Origin of the sequence: Microbacterium timonense (genome assembly GCF_900292075.1) — a bacterium.
GTDB lineage: Bacteria > Actinomycetota > Actinomycetes > Actinomycetales > Microbacteriaceae > Microbacterium > Microbacterium timonense.
Genome location: NZ_OLMV01000001.1, coordinates 173,422 through 196,784 on the forward strand (window position 1 = coordinate 173,422; position 23,363 = coordinate 196,784).

At 68.2% G+C, this 23,363-nt stretch carries 22 protein-coding genes; 15 read left to right on the forward strand and 7 right to left on the reverse strand.

Annotation, left to right across the window (positions count from 1 at the left end; all coding sequences use genetic code 11):
- The first annotated feature begins 9 nt into the window (after positions 1-9).
- The 6 genes from C9992_RS00850 (at position 10) to C9992_RS00875 (ending at position 8,265) form a co-directional block, all read left to right on the forward strand.
- Positions 10-459, forward strand: coding sequence for a hypothetical protein (locus tag C9992_RS00850; protein WP_106813714.1), 450 nt, complete (start codon positions 10-12; stop codon positions 457-459).
- Positions 460-623: 164 nt separating this feature from the next.
- Positions 624-4,094: a DNA polymerase III subunit alpha gene (gene dnaE, locus C9992_RS00855; protein ID WP_235008009.1), complete on the forward strand. Its 3,471-nt coding sequence runs from the start codon at positions 624-626 to the stop codon at positions 4,092-4,094.
- Positions 4,095-4,213: 119 nt separating this feature from the next.
- The gene (locus tag C9992_RS00860) at positions 4,214-5,269 is read left to right on the forward strand and encodes a hypothetical protein (protein ID WP_235007894.1); all 1,056 of its coding nucleotides are present in this window, start codon (positions 4,214-4,216) and stop codon (positions 5,267-5,269) included.
- A gap of 30 nt (positions 5,270-5,299) precedes the next feature.
- The gene (gene hisD / locus C9992_RS00865; protein ID WP_106813717.1) at positions 5,300-6,637 is read left to right on the forward strand and encodes a histidinol dehydrogenase; all 1,338 of its coding nucleotides are present in this window, start codon (positions 5,300-5,302) and stop codon (positions 6,635-6,637) included.
- 12 nt (positions 6,638-6,649) lie between these two features.
- Complete coding sequence (nrdR, locus tag C9992_RS00870; RefSeq protein WP_106813718.1) at positions 6,650-7,138, forward strand: transcriptional regulator NrdR; 489 nt, start codon at positions 6,650-6,652, stop codon at positions 7,136-7,138.
- 101 nt (positions 7,139-7,239) lie between these two features.
- Entirely contained in the window at positions 7,240-8,265 is a 1,026-nt protein-coding gene (locus tag C9992_RS00875) for a quinone-dependent dihydroorotate dehydrogenase (protein ID WP_106813719.1), read from the forward strand.
- Between the two features lie 44 nt (positions 8,266-8,309).
- Here the strand turns inward: C9992_RS00875 and C9992_RS00880 are convergent, their stop codons facing one another.
- On the reverse strand, positions 8,310-8,891 hold the full coding sequence (locus tag C9992_RS00880; protein WP_106813720.1) for a DUF3043 domain-containing protein: 582 nt from the start codon (positions 8,889-8,891) through the stop codon (positions 8,310-8,312).
- A 47-nt stretch (positions 8,892-8,938) separates the two neighbouring features.
- Here C9992_RS00880 and C9992_RS00885 point away from each other — a divergent pair, with 47 nt between their 5' ends.
- The 6 genes from C9992_RS00885 to C9992_RS00910 all read left to right on the forward strand — a co-directional run bounded on the left by C9992_RS00885 (position 8,939) and on the right by C9992_RS00910 (position 14,998).
- The gene (locus C9992_RS00885; RefSeq protein ID WP_106813721.1) at positions 8,939-10,339 is read left to right on the forward strand and encodes a dipeptidase; all 1,401 of its coding nucleotides are present in this window, start codon (positions 8,939-8,941) and stop codon (positions 10,337-10,339) included.
- A gap of 118 nt (positions 10,340-10,457) precedes the next feature.
- Entirely contained in the window at positions 10,458-10,823 is a 366-nt protein-coding gene (gene erpA, locus C9992_RS00890; protein WP_106813722.1) for an iron-sulfur cluster insertion protein ErpA, read from the forward strand.
- Between the two features lie 186 nt (positions 10,824-11,009).
- Complete coding sequence (ctaC, locus tag C9992_RS00895; RefSeq protein ID WP_106813723.1) at positions 11,010-11,903, forward strand: aa3-type cytochrome oxidase subunit II; 894 nt, start codon at positions 11,010-11,012, stop codon at positions 11,901-11,903.
- 1 nt (position 11,904) lies between these two features.
- Positions 11,905-13,668 (forward strand): aa3-type cytochrome oxidase subunit I, encoded by a 1,764-nt coding sequence (ctaD, locus tag C9992_RS00900; RefSeq protein WP_106813724.1) that lies wholly within the window; start codon positions 11,905-11,907, stop codon positions 13,666-13,668.
- Positions 13,669-14,133 carry a cytochrome c oxidase subunit 4 gene (locus tag C9992_RS00905; RefSeq protein WP_106813725.1) on the forward strand — a complete coding sequence of 155 codons (465 nt, stop codon included), beginning with the start codon at positions 13,669-13,671 and terminating at the stop codon, positions 14,131-14,133.
- Positions 14,134-14,188: 55 nt separating this feature from the next.
- Entirely contained in the window at positions 14,189-14,998 is an 810-nt protein-coding gene (locus tag C9992_RS00910) for a PP2C family protein-serine/threonine phosphatase (protein ID WP_106813726.1), read from the forward strand.
- A 3-nt stretch (positions 14,999-15,001) separates the two neighbouring features.
- Here the strand turns inward: C9992_RS00910 and C9992_RS00915 are convergent, their stop codons facing one another.
- From C9992_RS00915 to ctaE, 5 genes are all read right to left on the reverse strand, one after another.
- Positions 15,002-15,421 (reverse strand): rhodanese-like domain-containing protein, encoded by a 420-nt coding sequence (locus tag C9992_RS00915; protein WP_106813727.1) that lies wholly within the window; start codon positions 15,419-15,421, stop codon positions 15,002-15,004.
- A gap of 161 nt (positions 15,422-15,582) precedes the next feature.
- Positions 15,583-17,436 carry a cytochrome bc1 complex cytochrome b subunit gene (gene qcrB, locus C9992_RS00920; RefSeq protein WP_407662200.1) on the reverse strand — a complete coding sequence of 618 codons (1,854 nt, stop codon included), beginning with the start codon at positions 17,434-17,436 and terminating at the stop codon, positions 15,583-15,585.
- Positions 17,433-18,512, reverse strand: coding sequence for a cytochrome bc1 complex Rieske iron-sulfur subunit (gene qcrA, locus C9992_RS00925; RefSeq protein WP_106813728.1), 1,080 nt, complete (start codon positions 18,510-18,512; stop codon positions 17,433-17,435). Before qcrA ends, qcrB begins: the two co-directional genes overlap by 4 nt.
- A gap of 37 nt (positions 18,513-18,549) precedes the next feature.
- Positions 18,550-19,380 carry a cytochrome bc1 complex diheme cytochrome c subunit gene (gene qcrC / locus C9992_RS00930; protein ID WP_106813729.1) on the reverse strand — a complete coding sequence of 277 codons (831 nt, stop codon included), beginning with the start codon at positions 19,378-19,380 and terminating at the stop codon, positions 18,550-18,552.
- 20 nt (positions 19,381-19,400) lie between these two features.
- Positions 19,401-20,042: an aa3-type cytochrome oxidase subunit III gene (gene ctaE, locus C9992_RS00935; RefSeq protein ID WP_106813730.1), complete on the reverse strand. Its 642-nt coding sequence runs from the start codon at positions 20,040-20,042 to the stop codon at positions 19,401-19,403.
- Between the two features lie 188 nt (positions 20,043-20,230).
- Between ctaE and trpD the strand changes: the two genes are divergently transcribed.
- The 3 genes from trpD to C9992_RS00950 all read left to right on the forward strand — a co-directional run bounded on the left by trpD (position 20,231) and on the right by C9992_RS00950 (position 22,916).
- Positions 20,231-21,292 (forward strand): anthranilate phosphoribosyltransferase, encoded by a 1,062-nt coding sequence (gene trpD, locus C9992_RS00940; protein WP_106813731.1) that lies wholly within the window; start codon positions 20,231-20,233, stop codon positions 21,290-21,292.
- Between the two features lie 113 nt (positions 21,293-21,405).
- The gene (locus tag C9992_RS00945) at positions 21,406-21,897 is read left to right on the forward strand and encodes an aromatic ring-opening dioxygenase LigA (protein WP_106813732.1); all 492 of its coding nucleotides are present in this window, start codon (positions 21,406-21,408) and stop codon (positions 21,895-21,897) included.
- 17 nt (positions 21,898-21,914) lie between these two features.
- On the forward strand, positions 21,915-22,916 hold the full coding sequence (locus C9992_RS00950; RefSeq protein ID WP_106813733.1) for a PHP domain-containing protein: 1,002 nt from the start codon (positions 21,915-21,917) through the stop codon (positions 22,914-22,916).
- Between the two features lie 39 nt (positions 22,917-22,955).
- Here C9992_RS00950 and C9992_RS00955 read toward each other — a convergent pair whose 3' ends face one another.
- Positions 22,956-23,249, reverse strand: a complete 294-nt coding sequence (locus C9992_RS00955; RefSeq protein ID WP_106813734.1) for an SHOCT domain-containing protein — start codon at positions 23,247-23,249, stop codon at positions 22,956-22,958.
- Between the last annotated feature and the right edge of the window lie 114 nt (positions 23,250-23,363).

The following is a 23,363-nucleotide window of genomic DNA, read 5'->3' on the forward strand; positions in this document are numbered from 1 at the left end:
CGTGGACGCGTGAACCAGCTTCTGCGCCGCCGCCTCGAGCGCTCGAACACCCTGTACCTCGACTTCGTCGACACCCTCCCGCCACAGCACCTCGGATCGCGCCTGCGCGATCTGCCGTCCGACACGGTGGGCCATCAGCTGTGGTGCGTGCTCGGAGCACGCGAGAGCTTTCCCGCAGCGGCGCGGGCAGGACAGTGGCAGGGGTTCTCGAGCCCCGTCGCACGCGACGGCGGGTCTGATGCGGCGACGGTGCGCGGCGCCTTCCTACAGACCGCGGCGGACGTGGACGAGTGGGTCGCGGGCATCGACCCCTCCGACGAGGACTCGCTGCGCTACGCACTCGCACTGCTCGAGCACGAGACGCAGCACCAGGGCCAGCTGATCCGCTACCTCTACGGCCTCGGCATCGACCGCCCGCACTCGTGGCAGCAGCAGTACGCGCTGGACGAGGACTTCTGATCGGCGAGCGCCGACCTTCACGCTCCACTCGAGGGTGAGGTGAACTCGCAGCCGCGTCGTGCAGACAGCGGCGTCGTCCGGACGGGCATGTCGGCCGCCCTTCGTAGACTCGGTGCGTGGCATCCGACTCCTTCGTTCATCTGCACGTGCACAGCGAGTACTCGATGCTCGACGGGGCGGCCAAGATCGGCGCGATGACGCAGGCCGCCGCCGAGTACGGCATGCCGGCCATCGCCGTCACCGACCACGGCAACACCTTCGCGGCATTCGAGTTCTACAACGCCGCCAACGCCGCCGGGGTGAAGCCGATCATCGGGCTCGAGGCGTACGTCACGCCCGGCACGCACCGCAGCGACAAGTCGCGCGTCGCGTGGGGCACGCCCGAGCAGAAGAGCGACGACGTGTCGGGCTCCGGGGCCTACACCCACATGACGATGTGGAGCCAGAGCACGGAGGGCATGCACAACCTCTTCCGCCTCAGCTCGCTGTCGAGCATGGAGGGCTACTACTTCAAGCCCCGCATGGACCGCGAGCTCCTCGAGACCTACGGCAAAGGGCTCATCGCGACCACGGGATGCCCCTCCGGCGAGGTGCAGACGCGCCTGCGTCTCGGCCAGTACGACGCCGCCCGCGCCGCCGCCGCGGAGTTCCAAGACATCTTCGGCAAAGAGAACTACTTCGCCGAGATCATGGATCACGGGCTGTCGATCGAGCGCCGCGTGATGACCGACCTCATCCGCATCGCGAAGGATCTCGGCATCCCGCTCGTCGCGACCAACGACTCCCACTACACGCACCAGCACGAGGCCGATGCGCACGCCGCCCTGCTGTGCGTGCAGTCGGGCTCGACGCTGGACGACCCCAACCGCTTCAAGTTCGACGGCGACGGGTACTACATCAAGACCGCACAGGAGATGCGGCAGATCTTCCGCGAGCATCCCGAGGCGTGCGACAACACACTCCTGATCGCCGAGCGCTGCGAGGTCGAGTTCAACACCAGCGCGAACTACATGCCGCGCTTCCCCGTCCCCGACGGAGAGACCGAAGACAGCTGGCTCGTGAAGGAGGTCGAGGCGGGCCTTCACTACCGGTACCCCGACGGCATCCCCGACCGGGTGCGCAAGCAGGCCGAGTACGAGGTGGGGATCATCCTCCAGATGGGGTTCCCGGGGTACTTCCTCGTGGTCGCCGACTTCATCAACTGGGCCAAGCGCAACGGGATCCGCGTCGGTCCGGGCCGCGGCTCCGGTGCCGGATCGATGGTCGCCTATGCCATGCGCATCACCGATCTCGACCCGCTGGAGCACGGCCTCATCTTCGAGCGCTTCCTCAACCCCGACCGTGTCTCTATGCCTGACTTCGACGTCGACTTCGACGACCGGCGCCGCGGCGAGGTGATCGACTACGTCACCGAGAAGTACGGTTCCGAGCGGGTCGCGCAGATCGTGACGTATGGCACCATCAAATCGAAGCAGGCCCTGAAGGACGCCGGCCGTGTCCTCGGCTTCCCGTTCAGCATGGGAGAGCGCCTCACGAAGGCGATGCCTCCGGCCGTGATGGGCAAAGACATGCCGCTCAGCGGCATGTTCGACTCGCAGCATCCTCGCTTCAAAGAGGCCAGCGAGTTCCGTGCGCTCATCGATACCGATCCCGAGGCCAAGACGGTGTTCGACCGGGCGCTCGGCTTGGAAGGCCTGAAGCGCCAATGGGGAGTGCATGCGGCCGGTGTGATCATGTCGAGCGAGCCGCTGCTCGACATCATCCCGATCATGCGCCGTGAGCAGGACGGCCAGATCGTCACGCAGTTCGACTACCCGTCGTGCGAGGCGCTGGGTCTGATCAAGATGGACTTCCTGGGGCTGCGCAACCTCACGATCATCTCGGACGCCCTCGACAACATCCGGACCAACCGAGGGGAGGAGCTCGACCTCGAGCACCTCGCGCTCGACGACAAGGAGGCTTACGAGCTGCTCACGCGGGGCGACACGCTCGGCGTGTTCCAGCTCGACGGCGGGCCGATGCGGTCGCTGCTGCGGCTCATGAAGCCCGACAACTTCGAAGACATCTCGGCCGTGATCGCGCTGTACCGACCCGGCCCGATGGGCGCGAACTCGCACATCAACTACGCGCTGCGCAAGAACGGACAGCAGGAGATCACGCCGATCCATCCCGAACTCGAGGAACCGCTCAAAGAGATCCTCGAGACCACCTACGGCCTGATCATCTATCAGGAGCAGGTCATGGCGATCGCGCAGAAGGTTGCGGGGTTCTCGCTCGGACAGGCCGACATCCTCCGGCGGGCGATGGGCAAGAAGAAGAAGTCCGAGCTCGACAAGCAGTACGAGGGCTTCTCCGGCGGCATGAAGGAGCGCGGCTTCGGCGACGACGCCGTCAAGGCCCTGTGGGACATCCTGCTGCCCTTCTCGGACTACGCCTTCAACAAGGCGCACTCGGCTGCCTACGGCCTGGTGTCGTACTGGACGGCGTACCTCAAGGCCCATTACCCGGCCGAGTACATGGCAGCGCTTCTGACGAGCGTCGGCGACTCCAAGGACAAGATGGCGGTCTACCTCAACGAGTGCCGCCGGATGGGCATCAAGGTGCTGCCGCCGGATGTCCGGGAGTCGATCCGGTACTTCGCGGCCGTCGGCGACGACATCCGCTTCGGCCTCGGAGCCGTCCGCAACGTGGGCGCGAACGTCGTGGACGGGGTCGTGGAGGCGCGCAAGGACGCGACCTTCACTTCGTTCCACGACTTCTTGACGAAGGTGCCGCTGCACGTCGCGAACAAGCGGACCATCGAATCGCTCATCAAGGCCGGTGCCTTCGATTCCATGGGCGACACGCGCCGCGCTCTCATGGAGATCCACGAGGACGCCACCGAGGCGGCCGTCGATCGCAAGCGCAACGAAGCCCAGGGGGCGATCGGGTTCGACTTCGACAGCCTGTACGACGCCGTCGAGGAGGTGGCTCCGCCGAAGGTCCCGCCGCGCCCGGAATGGACCAAGAAGGACAAACTCGCGTTCGAGCGGGAGATGCTCGGGCTCTACGTCTCTGACCACCCGCTGGCGGGGCTCGAGATCCCGCTGGCCAAGCATGCGTCGACGAGCATCCACGATCTGCTGGCTTCTGAAGACGTCGGTGACGGCGACCAGGTCACCATCGCCGGTCTGGTCACGAGTGTGCAGCACCGGGTCGCCAAGCAGAGCGGCAACCCGTACGGCATGATCACCGTCGAGGACTTCGACGGTGAGATCACCGTCATGTTCATGGGCAAGACGTACACCGAGTTCTCGTCGCTGCTGCAGGCCGACTCGATCCTCGTCGTCCGGGGCCGGGTGTCGCGCCGCGACGACGGCATGAATCTCCACGCCCAGTCGGCGTTCAGCCCCGACCTCGGCACGATGGACGAATCGGGTCAGCTCGTGCTCGTGATGCCGGAGCGGCGAGCCAGCGAGAGCGTCATCGGCGAACTCCTGCAGACGCTGCAGCGGCATGCGGGCGACACCGAGGTGTCGTTGAAGCTGCACAGCGGCACGGTGGCAAAGGTCTTCGACGTGCCGCACACGGTGCGCATCACCCCGGACCTCTACGGCGAGCTCAAAGGACTGCTCGGCCCGCAGTGCCTCGGGTGAGCGCATCGACACATGCGAACGGGATGTCTGCGCGCGACGCGTGGTCTCATCGGCATCTCATTCGCCCTAGGTAATATCGGGTCGACGCGGGCCTCGGGAGCCCGCCGGAAGGAACGATCGTGACGGACGAGAATCAGGACACCAGCATCGACGAGACGATCGCAGCGGAGGAACCGCCCCAGTACGGCGTGGGCCCGTTCTCCATCCGGGAAGTGGCTCTCGTCGGCACCTGGCTCGTGGCCTTCGTCGTGTCGTTCTTCCCGGTGTCGGGCGCCATCGGCGAAGGACCGTCGGTGTGGAGCAGCGGCATCGACTGGGTGCTCACCATCGGGGTCCCGACCGTGGCGGTGTTCCTCATCGTGCTGCGCCGTCTGTCACCGCAGGGCATCCGTCGCGTCGGCTCGCTGGGCATCGACCAGTTCGCGTCCGTCGCGTTCTCCGTGGCCACCGTCCTCTGGCTCACCATCATCTGGAACTCCTTCATCACGCTCGCCGAGCACGAGATCTTCCCGGCGACGTGGGTGGTGTGGGTCGAGGTGATCCTGATGCTCGCCGGCGTCGTCCTGACCGTCTTCGCACCCTTCATCCCGCCGTTCGCGCAGGACTTCCAGGGTCGCCCCGAGAGCATCGCGCACCGCAACGCCCGCCAGGTGCGACCGGTCGCGCCGCGTCCGCTGATCACCCGGCCCGACCCGACACCTCGCGCCGAGCCGGGCGCGGCGGAGCCGGCGGACGTCGCCGCCACGTCGACGCCGTACGGGGCGGGCTCGTCCACGCCTGCGCGCACCGATGACGAGGTCGCGAGCGACGACTTCGCGACCACGGTCATCCCGGTCGAGCGCGAGGACGCCGACACCACCCCCGCCGGCGGAGCACCTTCGACCGCCGAACCTTCCGCCGTGGAGCCGGAGCCGGCACGCGAATCGTTCGAGCACATCGAGAACCCGTCGTCGACGGTGGAGCCGGCGTCGACGACGAGCTCTCAGCACCAGGCGTTCTGGGCGCTCGTGCCCGAAGAGCGCGACGTCGTCGATGAGATCGGCATCCCCGTGTTCCGCATCGGGCCGACCGCGTGGGCGCTGGTCATCGAGGACCGCGGCGACGTCTTCGTCGTGCGCCACGAGGATGGCCGGATCGGCTACCTTCACGACACCTCCGGCGTCACGCGGGGCTGAGCGTCGTCCGCCCAGCGATACCGTAGAAGGATGCTTCGGACGATCGACCTGCGCGGGCGCACGCTGTCTCCCGCCGAGCTTCTCGCGACCGTTCCGCGCGCCACCGCTGCGCGGGAGGAAGCGCTCGCGACGGCCGCCCGGATCGTGGACGACGTCGCCGCACGCGGTGAGACGGCGCTGCGGGAGCAGGCCGAGCGCTTCGACGGAGTGACCGCTCACGACATCCGGGTGCCGGCCGCGCACCTGGACCAAGCGCTGGAGTCCCTTGATCCGGCTGTGCGCGCGGCGCTCGAGGAGGCGATCGCGCGCGTCCGCGAGGCCTCCCGTGCGCAGGTGCCCGCGCCGCGTGTCACCGAGCTCGGGCCCGGTGCGCGTGTCACCCAGCGCTGGCAGCCGGTCCGGCGCGTCGGGCTCTACGTGCCGGGCGGCAAGGCGGTGTATCCCTCCAGCGTGGTGATGAACGTGGTGCCCGCGCAGGTCGCCGGCGTCGCGGAGATCGCCCTGGCCTCTCCGCCGCAGCGGGAGCACGGCGGTCGCGTGCACCCGGTGATCCTCGGTGCAGCACGGCTGCTGGGTGTGACCGAGGTCTACGCGATGGGCGGCGCCGGTGCGATCGGCGCACTCGCGCACGGTGTCGACAGCCTCGGACTGGTGCCCGTCGACGTCGTGACGGGGCCGGGCAACAACTTCGTCGCCGCTGCGAAGCGCGCGGTCGCCGGACGCGTGGGGACGGATGCCGAGGCCGGCGCCACCGAGATCCTCATCGTCGCCGACGACACGGCCGACGCCGACCTCGTCGCCGTCGACCTCATCAGCCAGGCCGAGCACGATGAGCAGGCGTCGGCCGTGCTCGTCACCGACTCCGAGCGCTTGGCACAGGACGTTCGGGATGGGATCGTGCCGCGTGCTGCGGCGACCCGCCACGCCGAACGCGTCGCGGCCGCTCTCAGCGGCCCCCAGTCGGCGATCGTGCTCGTGAACGATCTGGACGCGGCCACGGCCTTCAGCAACGCGTACGCCCCCGAGCATCTCGAGCTGCACCTCGCCGATCCGCGACCGGAGGAATTCGTGCACGCCGGTGCGGTGTTCGTGGGACCCGATTCGCCGGTCAGTCTCGGCGACTACCTGGCGGGCAGCAACCACGTGCTCCCGACGGGCGGGCAGGCGCGCTACTCGGCGGGTCTGTCCGCCGCCACGTTCCTGCGACCGCAGCAGGTCATCCAGTACGACCGCGGTGCTCTCGCCGCGGTGCGGGATGCGATCGTGACGCTCGCCGAGGCCGAGGCGCTGCCCGCGCACGGTGAAGCCGTCACCGCCCGGTTCGCGGATCCGCGGGCCGCAGAGGCCGGCGGGTCGCACCCGGCGTAGGCTGTCTCTGTCATGCACTGCCCGTTCTGCCGTCACGCCGACTCGCGCGTCATCGATTCGCGCACCAGCGACGACGGTCTCAGCATCCGTCGTCGTCGCCAATGCCCGCAGTGCGGCGGACGGTTCACGACCGTCGAGACCGCGAGCCTCAACGTCATCAAGCGCTCCGGCGTGATCGAGCCGTTCAGCCGTGAGAAGGTCATGTCCGGTGTGCGAAAGGCCTGCCAGGGCCGCCCGGTGACCGAGGCGGATCTCGCCGTGCTCGCGCAGACCGTCGAAGAGACGATCCGCCAGACGGGTGCCTCGCAGCTCGACGCGAACGAGATCGGCCTGGCGATCCTCGGGCCGCTGCGGGATCTGGACGAAGTGGCCTACCTCCGCTTCGCGAGCGTCTACCAGGCGTTCGACTCGCTCGAGGACTTCGAGGCCGCCATCGAGCAGCTGCGGGTCGACCACGGACGGGCACCGGCGCGCGCCGAGACGGCCGCGACCGCCGAGTAGAGCCGCCGGTCCGGGCGGCTGAGCCCGATCCCCGTCGGCTGCTCCAGCGCGCGGCACGATGCGGCGAGGGGCGGAAGCGGCGAACGGCTAGCCTAGGAACGATGTATCCCCTCCTGTTCCGCGCCGTCCTGTCGCGCATGGATCCCGAGTCCGCCCATCACGCCGCGATGCTCGTGATCCGGGTCCTGGGGGTTCCGCCCTTCTCCTGGGCGGCGCGCGCGCTGACTCGGCCTGCGCCGGAATCGGCGACGACCGCGCTCGGACTGCGGTTCGCGTCGCCGTTCGGCGTCGCGGCCGGATTCGACAAGAACGTCACCGGCGCCGCGGGCCTGTACGCGCTCGGCTTCGGTCACGTCGAGGTCGGGACGATCACCGCCATCCCGCAGGACGGCAACCCTCGCCCGCGGCTCTTCCGCCTCATCCCCGACCGCGCCGTCGTCAACCGCATGGGTTTCAACAACCGTGGCGCCGAGGCGGCCGCCGTGCGGCTGCGCAAGCTGCGCCGGAAGTCGCGTCGCGCAGTGCTCGGGGTGAACATCGGCAAGAGCCGCGTGGTCGACGTGGCGGACGCCACCACCGACTACGTCCGCAGCGCCACGCTTCTCGCCCCGCTCGCCGACTACCTCGTCGTGAACGTCTCATCGCCCAACACTCCGGGGCTGCGGGGTCTCCAGGCGGTCCAGACGCTCCGGCCGCTGCTGGATGCGGTACGTGACGCCGCCGGCGCCACGCCGCTGCTGGTGAAGATCGCCCCCGATCTGCCCGACGACGAGATCACGGCGATCGCGAACCTCGCGGTGGATGCCGGGCTCGCCGGCATCATCGCGACCAACACGACGATTTCGCGTGAGGGGCTGGTCACCGACCCCGCCACGGTCGCGGCGGCGGGGGAGGGCGGGCTCTCCGGCGCTCCGCTGAAGTCTCGCTCCGTCGAGGTCCTGAGGCTCGTGCGTGCGGCGGTGCCCGACGACTTCTGCGTGATCTCTGCGGGCGGCGTCGAGACGGCGGCCGACGTCCAGGAACGGCTGGATGCCGGAGCCACGCTGGTGCAGGGCTATACCGCGTTCCTGTACCGCGGCCCGCTGTGGGCGCGCCAGATCAATCGCGGACTCACGCGGGGCGCGTGACGGAAGCGTCCGGGGTGCGGGCGCTCGGTACCCGGGCGGGACGCTCAGGCGGGCTTCTGACCCCGCTTGACCTGCGGCTTGGGAAGCCGGAGGAAGCGCATCTGAACGGTGCGCATGGCCGCATACCATCCGAGGCCCTTCTCGACCCTGCCTTCGCCGAACTTCTTCCTCGCCGCCCGTTTCACGGTGATCGACGTGATCACCATGTCGCCGATGACGAAGAAGATGAAGATCCACAGGCCCACGAAGGCGTAGTACTGGAGGGCCGGCACCGGGAGGAACGTCGCCAGGATGACCAGCACCATGGCGGGCATGACAGCCTCACCGAGGTGCCATCCGGCGTCGACCCAGTCGCGCACGAATTTGCGTTGCGGGCCCTGGTCGCGGCGGGGGAGGTAGCGCGCATCGCCGTTGGCCATCCCGATGCGGGCCTTCTCGCGCTGGGCGGCCAGGTCGGCGCGGGCGCGGGCCTTGGCCTCCTTCGTGTCGGCCACGAGCGGACGCTTGCGAGCGGCCTCCTGCTCCGCGCGGGACGGCGTGGCACGGCCCTTGCCGACAGGCGTGCCGTTCAGGACGGTGCCCTCGGAAGGGACGTCGTTCGGCGCGGGGGCGGAGTTCTTTGCCACGGGTGATCCTCGAGGTGCGGAGAAGGGGTGCCCTTAAGATTACCCGCATGACGACTGAGCTCTCCCGGGAGGCTGCTGTGCGGGATGCCGCGGCCTCCGGCATCCCGTCCGCCCTCGCCGATCTCGGCACCCTCGTGCGGATCCCCTCCGTCGCCTTCCCGGGATTCGACCCCGCGCAGGTGCAGCGGAGCGCGGAGGCGGTCGCGCAGCTCGTGCGCGACACCGGGCTGTTCGAGACCGTCGAGATCCGTACGGCCGCCGTCCCCGGCACGGGGGAGCAGGGCAACCCCGCGGTGCTGGCGACCAGGGCCGCCCGCAACGGCCGCCCCACGATCCTGCTCTACGCGCACCACGACGTGCAGCCGGTGGGCGACGAGGCGCTCTGGGAGTCGTCGCCCTTCGAACCCACGGTGCGCGGCGGGCGCCTCTACGGTCGTGGCGCCGCCGACGACAAGGCGGGCGTCATGGCGCATCTGGCCGCACTGCGGGCGCTGAAGGAGGGGATCGGAGACGACTTCGACCTCGGTGTGGCGCTCTTCTTCGAGGGCGAGGAGGAGGCCGGGTCCCGGTCCTTCGCACAGTTCCTGACCGACAACGCCGACGCTCTGCGCGCCGATGTGATCGTCGTCGCCGATTCCGGCAACTGGGACGCGCAGACCCCTGCGCTGACCGTCTCGCTGCGGGGGAACACCCGGTTCACGATGCGCGTGCGCACCCTGGAGCATGCGTCGCACTCGGGCATGTTCGGAGGTGCGGTTCCCGATGCCATGATGGCGACCGTCAAGCTGCTCGCGACCCTGTGGGACGACGACGGCGCCGTCGCGGTGGCGGGCCTGACCGAGCGGGATGCCGACACTCCGCCGTACAGCGAGGAGACGCTGCGCGACGAGGCCGGACTCCCCGCGGGGGTGTCGCCGATCGGCCGCGGCACGATCCTCAGCCGCATCTGGAACAAGCCGTCCATCACCGTGACCGGGATCGATGCCCCGAGCGTCGTCAACGCCTCGAACACCCTGAGCCCGGAGATCTCGGTGGTGATCAGTGCGCGCATCGCGCCGGGACAGACGGCACGGGAGGCGTATGCCGCCATCGAGGCCCACCTGCGCGAGCACGCGCCGTTCGGCGCCCAGCTGGAATTCAGCGACCACGACTTCGGCGACGGGTTCCTCGTCGACACGTCCGGCTGGGCGGTGGCGGCCGCACGCGAGGCGCTTCAGGAGGGCTACGGCGCCGAGTCGGTCGACATCGGCGTCGGAGGGTCCATCCCCTTCATCGCCGACCTCGTGCGCGAGTTCCCCGGGGCCCAGATCCTGGTGACCGGCGTCGAGGACCCGCACGCCAAGGCGCACAGCCCGAACGAGTCCCTGCACCTGGAGACCTTCCGCAACGCGGTCCTCGCCGAGGCGCTGCTGCTGGAGAAGCTGGATGCGCGGGCGGCCGACGCGTGACACGCCGATCTCGGAGCCGGTGCGCCGTGGAGACGCGTAGAATCTAGGCATCCCGCCGCCTGGGCGGATCACCGACCTGCTCGGCCGATGATCCGGGCGGCCCGTCCGGAGGAGTCCCATGACCGACACCGCACTGACGACCGAGCAGACCGCCCACGCGCACGGTGTGCTGCTGACCGACGCCGCCGCCGGCAAGGTGAAGAGCCTGCTCGAGCAGGAGGGTCGCGACGACCTGCGCCTGCGCGTTGCCGTGCAGCCCGGAGGATGCAGCGGTCTGATCTACCAGCTCTACTTCGACGAGCGCTACCTCGACGGCGACAAGACCGTCGACTTCGACGGCGTCGAGGTGATCGTGGACGACATGAGCGTGCCCTACCTCGACGGCGCGACCATCGACTTCAAGGACACGATCTCCGAGCAGGGGTTCACGATCGACAACCCGAACGCGGCAGGATCGTGCGCCTGCGGCGACAGCTTCCACTGAGCGGCGTCGCGGGAGACCGCTGACGATTCGAGCACATTTCCGGCGGGTCCGGGGCGCAGATGAATGGCGCCCCGGCCCGCCTTTTTCCGTGTCGGCGACACGGTCGAAGCTGGGCGGATGGCCTGAATCGCCTGGACGCTTGCCCTAGACTGACAGGAGTCCTGTTCGTGATCGGAAAGGTGCACCGTGCCTTCGAAACGCCGTATCCGCTGGGCCGTTCTCCCGATCGGGATCGCAGCGGCAGCAGTCCTCGCCGGATGCACCCCGACCGAGCTGCACGGCTTCCTCCCCGGGTTCACTGAAGACGGCCAGGCGGCCACGAACCACACCGACATGGTCGCCGGTCTGTGGGTCAACTCCTGGATCGTGCTCCTGGTGGTCGGCGTCATCACGTGGGGCCTCATGGGGTGGGCGGCGATCGCCTACCGCCGGCGCAAGGGTCAGATGGGCCTTCCCGTCCAGCTGCGCTACAACATGCCGATCGAGATCTTCTACACGATCGTGCCGCTGATCCTCGTGATCGGCTTCTTCGCCTTCACGGCGCGGGACCAGACGATCCTGGAGACCCAGTACGACGACCCGGACGTCGAGATCACGGCGATCGGCAAGCAGTGGTCGTGGGACTTCCAGTACGACGGCGAGACCGACGACGACACCGTCTGGACGATGGGCGTGCAAGCCCAGACCGACGAGCGCGGCAACATCATCAACGAGCTGCCCACGCTCGTGCTGCCGGTCGGCGAGTCCGTCAAGATCAAGCTCCAGTCGCGCGACGTCATCCACTCGTTCTGGATCATCGACTTCCTCTACAAGAAGGACATGTACATCGGCAAGGACAACTACTGGTCCTTCACGCCGACCCGCGAGGGCACCTATGCCGGCAAGTGCGCCGAGCTGTGCGGCGAGTACCACTCGATGATGCTGTTCAACGTCGAGGTCGTGAGCCCGCAGGAGTACGAGGACTACCTCGACTCGCTGCGCGAGGCGGGCCAGACCGGCGACATCAACGACGCCTACGACCGTCTGCAGAACGAGCCGGGCACCGGCGGCACCCCTGAGGACGAAGAGGGAGACAACTGATATGGCGACGACGCTTCCGCTTCAGGAGAAGACGCAGGGTCGCTCCACGACTCTGCCGCCGCGTCAGGCCGCACTGCTCAGCGCGACGCGCGTCGAGCAGAAGGGCAACATCATCGTCAAGTGGATCACCTCCACCGACCACAAGACGATCGGCTATCTGTACCTCATCTCGTCGGTGATCTTCTTCCTGCTGGGCGGGGTGATGGCGCTGATCATCCGCGCCGAGCTCTTCGAGCCCGGGATGCAGATCATCCCGACCAAGGAGCAGTACAACCAGCTGTTCACGATGCACGGCACGATCATGCTGCTGATGTTCGCGACGCCGCTGTTCGCCGGCTTCGCGAACGCCATCCTGCCGCTGCAGATCGGGGCGCCCGACGTCGCCTTCCCGCGCCTGAACGCGTTCGCCTTCTGGCTGTTCCTCTTCGGCTCGACGATCGCCGTGTCGGGCTTCCTCACCCCCGAGGGTGCGGCGGGCTTCGGCTGGTTCGCATATCAGCCGCTGGCGAATGCCTCGTTCTCGCCGGGTGTGGGCGGAAACCTGTGGATGCTCGGGCTCGGTATGAGCGGTTTCGGAACGATCCTGGGTGCCGTGAACTTCATCACGACGATCATCACGATGCGCGCTCCCGGCATGACGATGTGGCGGATGCCGATCTTCTCGTGGAACACGCTGGTCACCAGCATCCTGATCCTGATGGCCTTCCCGGTGCTCGCGGCCGCGATCCTCGCCGCGGCCGCCGACCGCGTACTGGGCTCTCACATCTACGATCCCGCCAACGGCGGCGTGCTGCTGTGGCAGCACCTGTTCTGGTTCTTCGGGCACCCCGAGGTCTACATCATCGCGCTGCCGTTCTTCGGCATCGTCTCCGAGGTCTTCCCGGTGTTCAGCCGCAAGCCGATCTTCGGGTACAAGACCCTGGTGTACGCGACGATCGCGATCGCCGCGCTGTCGGTGGCGGTGTGGGCGCACCACATGTATGTCACGGGTGCGGTGCTGCTGCCGTTCTTCGCGCTCATGACGATGCTCATCGCGGTGCCGACCGGGGTGAAGATCTTCAACTGGATCGGCACCATGTGGCGAGGCTCGGTGACGTTCGAGACGCCGATGGTCTTCGCGCTCGGCTTCCTCGTGTCGTTCGTCTTCGGCGGCCTCACGGGCGTGATCCTCGCCTCGCCGCCGCTGGACTTCCATCTGTCCGACTCGTACTTCGTCGTCGCGCACTTCCACTACGTGGTGTTCGGCACGGTGGTGTTCGCGATGTTCGCCGGGTTCTACTTCTGGTGGCCGAAGTGGACCGGCAAGATGCTCAACGAGCGGTTGGGGTACGTGCACTTCTGGATGCTGTTCATCGGCTTCCACATGACGTTCCTCATCCAGCACTGGCTCGGTGTCGACGGCATGGTCCGCCGCTACGCGGACTACTCCGAGGCCGACGGCTGGACGTGGCAGAACCAGGTGTCCACGATCGGCGCCGTGCTGCTGGGCGCTTCGATGATCCCGTTCCTGTTCAACGTGTGGATCACCTCGCGCAAGGCGCCCAAGGTGACCGTGAACGACCCGTGGGGTTATGGCGCGTCGCTCGAGTGGGCGACCTCGTGCCCGCCGCCGCGGCACAACTTCACGTCGATTCCGCGGATTCGCAGCGAGCGGCCCGCGTTCGACCTGAACCACCCCGAGGCGGGCATCCCGGTGGGCGTGGGCCCGGCCAAGGACGCTCCCGAAGCCCCGGTTGCCGACGTCGCAGATGGAGAGGTGAAGTAAGTGCGTACCAACGCCGGACTCTGGTGGCTGCTGTCCGCCTTCTTCTTCCTCGTGTTCGTTGCGTACACGGTGTGGAACCTGATCTCGCACTGGGACACCAACCTCACGGGTGAGCAGTCCCTCTGGCGGACCGCCACGCTCTCGATCGAATGGGTCGGCAGCATCGCGCTGCTGTTCACCGCCTTCATGGCGGCGCTCATCGCCTTCTACGTCGGCCGCGTCCACAAGGCGCAGGGTGGCGAGCTTCCCGAAGACGTGCTGACCGCCGACATCGACGACGGAGACCCGGAGCTCGGCGAGTTCAGCCCGTGGTCGTGGTGGCCCATCGTGCTGGCGTTCTCGGCAGCGCTCGGCATGATCGGACTCGCCGTCGGCGCCTGGCTCATGCCCATCGGCATCGGCGTGTTCGTCGTCGCCATCGTCGGCTGGGTCTACGAGTACTACCGCGGGTACTTCGCCCGCTGATCCCGTCCGCGATCGGCTGAATGGCTCGTCTCGCGACCGACGTGGGGCCCCGTCGATGACGGAGCCCCGCGTCCGTGTGCGCGCGGCCGCTTTCTCAGAGAGTGGACCGCACCGCAGCGTCAATCAGGATTCCGCCTTCACGTCACCGTGGGGCGCGGCTGTCGCCGACGGAGTGGGAGGGGGCCCTGCCGGTGACTTGGCATCGGCCGCGTTCCTGCATCGCCTGGTTGCCGGCCGTCCCGCCGGATTGGATGCGGAGGAGCTTGCCACTCGCATCCGCGGCGCCAACTGGGACCTGCGTGCGCACGTGGATCGGGATCCTGCCCTTCGGGGCATGTCGACGACGTTCACCGGCGTCTTCGCTTCTCGCCGGGGCGGGATGCTGCTCGCGCACACCGGCGACTCCCGCGCGTATCTGGTGCGCTCCGGCCACATGTGGCAGCTGAGCCGCGACGACTCCTTCGTGCAGGCGCTCGTCGATCAAGGCCTGGTGACCCCCGAGGATGCCGTGCACCATCCGCGACGCAACGTGATCACGGCGTCCCTCAGCGGCGACGAGCGTGATGCGGCCGTGATCGCCGAGTATGAGGCAGCGGCGGGGGACCGCTGGCTGCTGTGCAGCGACGGTCTGACCGACTATGTCGCCGACGCCGACATCCTCGCTGTGCTCGCGGACCCCACCGACGCGGAGACGGCCGCCCGGCGTTGCGTCGAGCTCGCGCTGGAAGCAGATTCCCATGACAACGTCACCGTCGTCGTGTGCGACGTCGCAGAGGGCGGCTTCAGCGCGGGGGAGGTGCAAGCGGAGGCGTCGTTCTACGGCGCCGCCGCCGGTCGTTTCACCGAGGAGTTCGATCCGTCCTGAGCGTCAGCGCGACACCGGCGCGCGGACGACCATCACCTGCGGGTCGAAGACGCGCGGAAGCGGCCCTTCGTCGTTCTCCGTGGGCTGGCCTTCGCGTACCCAGTACTCATAGCCCCCGATCATCTCCTTGACCGTGTAGCCCAGCCTGGCGAACTCGAGGGCGCCCTTCGTCGCGGCGTTGCACCCAGGGCTCCAGCAGTAGACGACGACCGGCGTCGACACGGGGATCTCGCGCGGCGCACGCTCCGCGATGTCGCGATACGGCATGTGCACCGCGCCCCGGATGCGTCCCTGCGCCCACGCCTCTTCACCCCGCACGTCGACCAGGATGAACGGTTCGCCGGCCTTCTGCGCCGCATACACGTCGGAGGCGTCGGTCTCGAGGGCGAGCTTGGCGGCGAAGTACGAGAGAGCGTCGGTCATGCTTTCACGCTAGTGGCCGGCCTCGCGGCCCGGGCGCCGGGACGACGCCAACCCCCGCCGGATTCCTGCCGTTTCCGTTCGGCGTTCGGCACCGCGTGAAACGCAGGATGCCCCGGCACGATCGCGAAGATCGTGCCGGGGCATCGGCGAACGGAGAGGACCTACTCGTCGTCGGCCTTGTCGCGGCTCTGTGGCGTCGTGCCCGTATCCGGATCGGGGATGATGACGTTCGACGGCCGCACCGGCACTTCGCCGTGCTTTCCGTCGTCGATCGGTCGGTGCGGAGCGTCGGGTACACCGGCGCGCTCGTGGGCGCCCTGGAGCTCGGCATCCTCCTCGACCGCGATGTGGTCCAGCGCATGGTGCTGGTGCGCCAGAGCAGCGTCGAGCTCGCCCTGCGTGACGGGGGTGAGACGGTCCTCGAAGAACCAGCGCGACACCGAAGCGCGCAGGTTCTCGTGCCACGGGATGCGACCCTTCGCGTTCGGGCGCACGACGAGAGGCTCGTATCCGCCGAAGTCGGCGAGCTTGAACCGCTCGTACTCGTCGACGGGCTGGTGCACCTCGATGTACTCGCCGCCGGGGAGACGGACGATACGACCGGACTCGTACCCGTGCAGGACGATCTCACGGTCCTTCTTCTGCAGCGCGATGCAGATGCGCTTGGTGACGAAGTACGCGATCACGGGTCCCACGATGAGAAGGGCCTGCAGTGTGTGGATGACACCTTCCATCGTCAGCCAGAAGTGCGTGGCGATGATGTCGGAGGATGCCGCCGCCCACAGGACCGCGTAGAACGTCACACCGGCGGCACCGATGGCCGTGCGCGTGGCCGCGTTGCGGGGACGCTCGGCGATGTGGTGCTCGCGCTTGTCACCGGTGACCCACGCCTCGATGAAGGGGTAGATCAGGACGATGACGATGAACAGGCCGAGGATGACCAGCGGAACGATGATGTTGAACGACCAGGTCCGGTCGAGGAAGACGACCTCCCAGCCCGGCGGGATCAGTCGCAGCATGCCGTCCGCGAAGCCGATGTACCAGTCGGGCTGCGTGCCCGCCGACACCGGGGACGGGTCGTACGGACCGTAGTTCCAGATGGGGTTGATCGTGAACAGCGACGCGATGAGCACGATGACGCCGAACGTGATGAACAGGAAGCCGCCCATCTTCGACATGTAGACCGGCATCATCGGGTAGCCGACCACGACGCTGTTGGTGCGTCCTGCCCCGGCGAACTGCGTGTGCTTGTTGATCACCATGAGCATGAGGTGCAGCACGAGCAGCCCCACCAGGATCGCCGGCAGCAGCAGGATGTGCAGCGTGTACAGGCGGCCGACGATCGCGTCGCCGGGGAACTGCCCGCCGAACAGCAGGAACGAGGTCCACGTGCCGATGATCGGGATGCCCTTGATCATGCCGTCGATGATGCGCAGACCGTTGCCGGAGAGGACGTCGTCGGGCAGCGAGTATCCCGTGAAGCCCTCGCCCATCGCGAGGATGAAGAGGATGAAGCCGATCACCCAGTTCAGCTCGCGCGGCTTGCGGAAGGCGCCCGTGAAGAACACGCGAAGCATGTGGACGCCGATGCCGGCCACGAACACCAGAGCCGCCCAGTGGTGGATCTGCCGGACGAGAAGGCCGCCGCGAAGGTCGAACGAGATCTCGAGGGTCGAGGCCATGGCCGCCGACATCTCGATGCCGCGCATGGGCACGAACGCGCCGGTGTAGTGCGTCTCGACCATCGAGGCCTGGAAGAAGAAGGTCAGGAACGTACCCGACAGCAGCACGACGACGAAGCTCCACAGAGCGATCTCGCCGAGCATGAACGACCAGTGGTCGGGGAAGATCTTGCGACCGAGCTCCTTGACGAACCCGGAGAGGCTCGTCCGCTCGTCGATGTAGTTCGCCGTCGCGCCGATGAAGCGTCCGCCGAGAGGCTTCTCGCGTCCGTTCGGGGACGTAGGAGCCGCGGGGGGAGCCTCAGGCCGCTCGGTGGTGGTTGCGGTGCTCAATGACGCTCCCAGAAGCTCGGGCCGACAGGTTCGAGGAAGTCACTGCGGGCGACGAGGTAGCCCTCGTCGTCGACGGTGATCGGCAGCTGCGGCAGCGGACGGGCAGCCGGTCCGAAGATGACCTTCGCGTGGTCGGTCACGTCGAACTGCGACTGGTGGCAGGGGCACAGCAGATGGTGGGTCTGCTGCTCGTAGAGGGCGACGGGGCAGCCGACGTGCGTGCAGACCTTGGAGTAGGCGACGATGCCGTTGTACGACCACTCCTTGCGCTCCTCGGACTCGACGAGCTGCTCCGGGAGCAGACGGACCAGCAGCACGATGGCCTTGGCCTTCTGGTCCAGGTAGCCCTCGCTGTGCTCCATCTCGGCCAGCGCCTCGGGAATGACGTGCACGGCCGAGCCGAGCGTGAGGTCGGCGGCGCGGATCGGTTCGCCCGACGGGTCGTGCGCCAGGCGCATGCCCTTCTTCCACATCGTGTGCTCGAGGAGGTACACCGGGTCCCCGGCGTTGGGCTCCTCGGGCGAGTTGAACGGTGCGAGGCCGCGGAACAGCACCACACCGGGCACGACCGAGGCGACGAGGGCGGCGATGAGCGAGTTGCGGATCATCACGCGGCGGCCGAAGCCGGATTCCTCGTTGGCGTCGGCGAAGGCCTTGATGGCCGCCTCACGCGTGGTGTCGCGACCACGCGTCGCATGCCGCGGCTCGACGAACTCGCGGTCGGACATGACCGCCTTCGACCAGTGGATCGCGCCGATGCCGATGGCCAGCAGAGCCAGGGCGATGCCCAGACCCACGAAGAGGTTGTTGTGGCGGATGTCGATCAGCCGCCCGCTCTCGATCGGGAAGAGCATGTAGGCGGCGACCGCCCAGATGCTGCCCGCGATCGACAGGTAGAACAGCGTGTACACGGTGCGGACCGCGCGCTTCATCGAAGCCGGGTCCTTGTCCGTCATCCGCTCGCGGTGCGGGGGGAGGCCAGGGTTGCGCACCGGGTCGGGGACCGCGACGGCGAGCCCGGGGGAGGGCTTCCAGGAAGCCCTCTCGTGCTCGAGCGGGTCGTCCTCGTGGGCCATGCTGCTCCTCGTCAGTGTTGCGTGGGGGTGTTCGTGATCAGTTGGACTTCGCCGTGATCCACACGGTGATGGCGATCAGCGAACCGATCCCGAAGATCCAGATGAAGAGGCCCTCGGACACGGGGCCCAGGGAGCCGAGCGTGAAGCCGCCGACGGACTCCTCGTTCTGCAGGAAGAGGAGATACGTGATGATGTCGCGCTTCTCTTCGGTGGTCAGCGTCATGTCGTTGAACACCGGCATGTTCTGCGGCCCGGTCACCATCGCGGCGTACATGTTCAGCGCGCTGGTGGTGTGCAGGTTGGGGGCGTACTTGCCCTCCGTGAGAGCACCGCCGGCGCCGGCGACGTTGTGGCACATCGCGCAGTTGATGCGGAACAGCTCGCCGCCCTCGGACTCGTTCCCCTGGCCGTCGAGGATCTTCTCGTCGGGGTAGGTCGGTCCTGGTGCGATGGACTGCACGTACGCGCCGATCGCGGCGATCTGCTCCTCGGTGAACTGCGGCGGCTTCTGCGGCGCCTGGGGGCCCTGCTTCTGCAGCGGCATGCGGCCGGTGCTCATCTGGAAGTGCACCGCGAGCTCGCCGACGCCGTACAGCGAGGGGCCGTCGTCGGTGCCCTGCACGTCGAGCCCGTGGCAGGTGGCGCAGTTCGCCTGGAAGAGCTTCTTGCCGTCCTCCACGCCGAGCGCCGAGTTCACGGCGGTCTCGGGAGTGGTCGCCGCCATCGCGGCGGACGCGCCGGCGTAGACGCCGCCCGTGATCAGCAGGCCGATGCCGATGAGTGCGGCGGCCGCCCAGGGGCTGCGACGGCCCTGCGCACGGTCGTTGGGTACGCGACGGTCTCGGGGACGCCTGGTCTCTCGTGCCATGTCGGGAATCAGCTCCGGTCTTATCGCAGGAAGTAGATGACGAGGAACAGGGCGATCCACACGACGTCGACGAAGTGCCAGTAGTACGACACGACGATCGAGGACGTCATCTCCTTGCGCCCGAAGTTCTTGACGGCGTAAGCCCGTCCGATCACGAGGAGGAAGGCGATGAGACCGCCCGTCACATGGAGGGCGTGGAAACCGGTGGTGAGGTAGAACGCCGACGCGTACGCGTTCGCGGTGATCGGCATGCCCTCGGTGACGAGCTGGGCGTACTCCCACACCTGACCCGACACGAAGATGGCGCCCAGCGCGAACGTGAGCCAGAACCACTCGACCATTCCCCAGCCCAGCCAGCCGCGCTTCTTCAGCGAGTAGGGCTGGAAGCGCTCGGCGGCGAACACGCCCATCTGGCACGTGACGGACGACAGCACGAGGATGATCGTGTTGACCGTCGCGTAGGGGATGTTCAGCAGCTGCGTCTCCTGCGCCCACAGATCGGGCGAGGTGCTGCGCAGGGTGAAGTAGATCGCGAACAGGCCCGCGAAGAACATCACCTCGCTGCCGAGCCACACGATGGTTCCGACGGCGACCGGATCCGGCCGCTTGACGGACCGCATGGCCTGGGAGTAGGTCGCTGTGGAGGTCGTCACGTTCCCCATTATGGCCGATTCAGGCGCCCGATTTTCGCATCCGAGCGTATGTCGGGGCGTGCCCGTGAACTTAGGGGAACCTAAAAGAACTCTGCGACTCTGCCATGAACACGTGGTGAAGTCGCAGAATCGGCGCGGCGGTGCGCTCCCTGTCACGAATCGGTTCCGATTCCCGCGCGCGACTAGGCTTCTGCGTTATGGCGGAGCTGTACACGTGGCCGGGGATCCTCACGACTTTGCTCGAGAAGCGGGACCTCAGCGTCTCGGAGTCGACGTGGGCCATGCGGCAGATCATGACGGGCACCGCCACGCCGTCTCAGCTGTCGGGATTCCTCGTCGCGCTGCGGGCGAAGGGCGAGACGGTCGACGAGATCGTCGGCTTCCGGGACGCGATCCTTGAGGCGGCGCTGCCCCTTCCCGTGGATGCTGCGGTGCTCGACATCGTGGGCACCGGGGGCGACCGCTTCGGAACGGTGAACGTCTCGACCATGTCGGCGCTCGTCGCTGCGGCATCCGGGGTCCCGGTCGTCAAGCACGGCAACAAGGCGGCCAGCTCGTCGTCGGGGTCTTCGGACGTGCTCAGCGCGCTGGGCGTCGACCTCACGCTCTCGCCGGACGCGGTGGCCGAGACGCTCTCACGAGCGGGGATCACTTTCGCGTTCGCCGCGGCCTTCCACCCCGGGTTCAAGCACGCCGGCCCCACGCGCAGCGAGCTCGGCGTGCCGACGGTGTTCAACTTCCTGGGACCGCTGTGCAACCCGGCCCGGGCCGAAGCGAACGCGGTGGGTGTCGCGCACCTGGACCGCGTGCCGCTCATCACGGGAGTCTTCCGCACCAGGGGAGCCACAGCACTGGTGTTCCGCGGTGACGACGGGCTGGACGAGCTGACGACGACCGGGCACAGCCGCTTGTGGGAGGTCAGCCTCGGCGACATCCACGAACACGACCTGGACCCCCGGGACCTCGGCATCCCGCTCGCCGACATCGACGATCTGCTCGGTGGCGACCCGGCCCACAACGCGGCCGTGGTCCGCCGGGTCCTCAGCGGCGAGGAAGGGCCGGTCCGCGACATCGTGCTGCTCAACGCCGCGGCGGGGATCGTCGCCTACCGTCTGTTCCGCGACGCGACGCAGGTGCAGCGCCCGATCCTCGAACGCCTGGCCGAGGCCCGGGACGACGCCGCGTCCGCCATCGACAGCGGTGGGGCCTCGGCAACGCTCGACCGCTGGATCGAGACCACCCGCGCCCTGGCCTCCTGATTTTGCCGCGCTTTCCCGCCGGCGGCGGCTCGCCGAGCACCGGGTCTTCCGCGTCGGTGCCCGGCGCCGCTAGCGTGTGGCCCGGGAGGCGACCGTCGCGTTTGGAGGACGACATGACCGATCAGACCCCAGCAGCGTTCGAAGGCTCCGTCGAACCGCCCGCTCGCAGGCTCGGTGGCGTCAAGGCCGTCGGGATCCTCGGCATCCTGGCGGGGATCCTGCTCATCGTCGCTGGGATCGTGGTGTGGATCGTCGTGTCGACTCAGCTGCAGGCCGAGCGGATCACCATTCCTGACGACGCCATGGCGTTCCAGGGCCAGACGGTAGCGGGACCCTTCACCGCCTACGTGCAGGCCGACATCATCCAGCAGCACGCGCTCGAGGCGTCCGACGGCAGAGCTTATGCCGAGCTGTCGCAGGACGACCCCGCGCGTGCCACGATGATGAACGCCTCGTTCCTTCGGGCCTCCCTGTTCACTTCTGTCGTGTCGTTCGGGGTGGCGGCATTCGCCATCGGCATCGGCATCCTGTCCATCCTGTTCGGCTGGGCACTGCACCGGCTCGCGAGCGCACCGGTGGTCGTGCGCCCGGCGAACAACGTCTGACCGGGTGGGCGCCCCGCGTGGATCCGCATGACGCGCTGACCGAGATCGCGACGCTCCTGGAGCGAGAGCGCTCGTCGAGATACAAGTCGAAGGCCTTCCGTGCGGCGGCGGACGCCATCGCGGGCCTCAGTGAGGCGGAACTCCGTGACTTCGCCGCACTTCGACGGCGCAAGGGCATCGGCGACTCCACGTTCGCGGTCATCCAGCAGGCTCTGTCCGGTGAGGTGCCGGCGTACCTCGCCGACCTGCGCGAACGGGCGGGCGTCCAGCGCGCATCCACCCTGCGGCCGAAGCTGCGTGGGGACCTGCATTCGCACAGCGATTGGTCGGACGGGCTCACCTCGATCGACCTGATGGTCGCGGCGGCGCGGGCCCTCGGCCACGAGTACCTCGCACTGACCGACCACTCGCCGCGGCTGCGCGTGGCCAACGGGCTCTCGCCCGACCGGCTGCGGACGCAACTCGAGGTGGTCGCGGGGATGAGCGGGGACGGCTTCACCCTGCTGTCGGGGATCGAGGTGGACATCCTGGAGGACGGCGCACTCGACCAGGAGCCGGAGCTGCTGGACGAGCTGGACGTCGTCGTCGCCTCCGCGCACTCCAAGCTGCGGATGGAACGCGGACCCATGACGCGGCGTCTCGTTGCGGCGGTGTCGAGCCCGCACGTGGATGTGCTGGGCCATGTCACGGGACGACTCGTCGAAGGCTCGCGGGGCACGAGACCGCCCTCCACCTTCGACGCGAAAGCGGTGTTCGAGGCGTGCGCCGCTCACGGGGTCGCGGTCGAGATCAACTCTCGCCCGGAGCGGCAGGATCCGCCCGACGACCTCATGACACTGGCCCTGGAGCTGGGATGCCTCTTCGCCATCGACTCCGACGCCCACGCGCCGGGGCAGCTCTCGCTGCTGGACTACGGCGCCGAGCGCGCGGAACGGCTCGGCGTGCCGGCGGAGCGGATCGTCACGACCTGGCCGCTTGAGCGCTTGCGCGCGTGGACCGGACGCGAGCGCGACGCCTGACCGTCTCGGCGGAGGGTCGCGCTCGCGCCCGTTGGTCGGTCACTGCCCGGCGTTCGCCCGGATCACCTCGAGCCGCGCGCGGTACTCGGTCTCGTCGATGTCGCCCTTGGCGAAGCGCTCCGCCAGGGTGATCTCGGCCTGGCGTGCCGGCGTGCGTCCGTAGGGACCGTAGCCGCCGACCGCAGCGGCGCGACGCCAGCGACGCCCGAAGACGGCGAACAGGATGGCGATGAGCGTGATCCAGAACAGCGGGATGAGCAGGAACCACCAGCCGAAGCCCCAGGGGCCGACGACATGGGTGGCCACCATTCCGGTGGCGAGTGCAGTGGACATGCGGAATCCTCTCTCGGACCGGAGGACCGGGCGGTCGACCGGATGCCTCGAGTCAACGCGGGTGGCGGCATCCGCGAATCCGCCCTCCGGAGTGATCTCGGGTCGTCTCGTCGG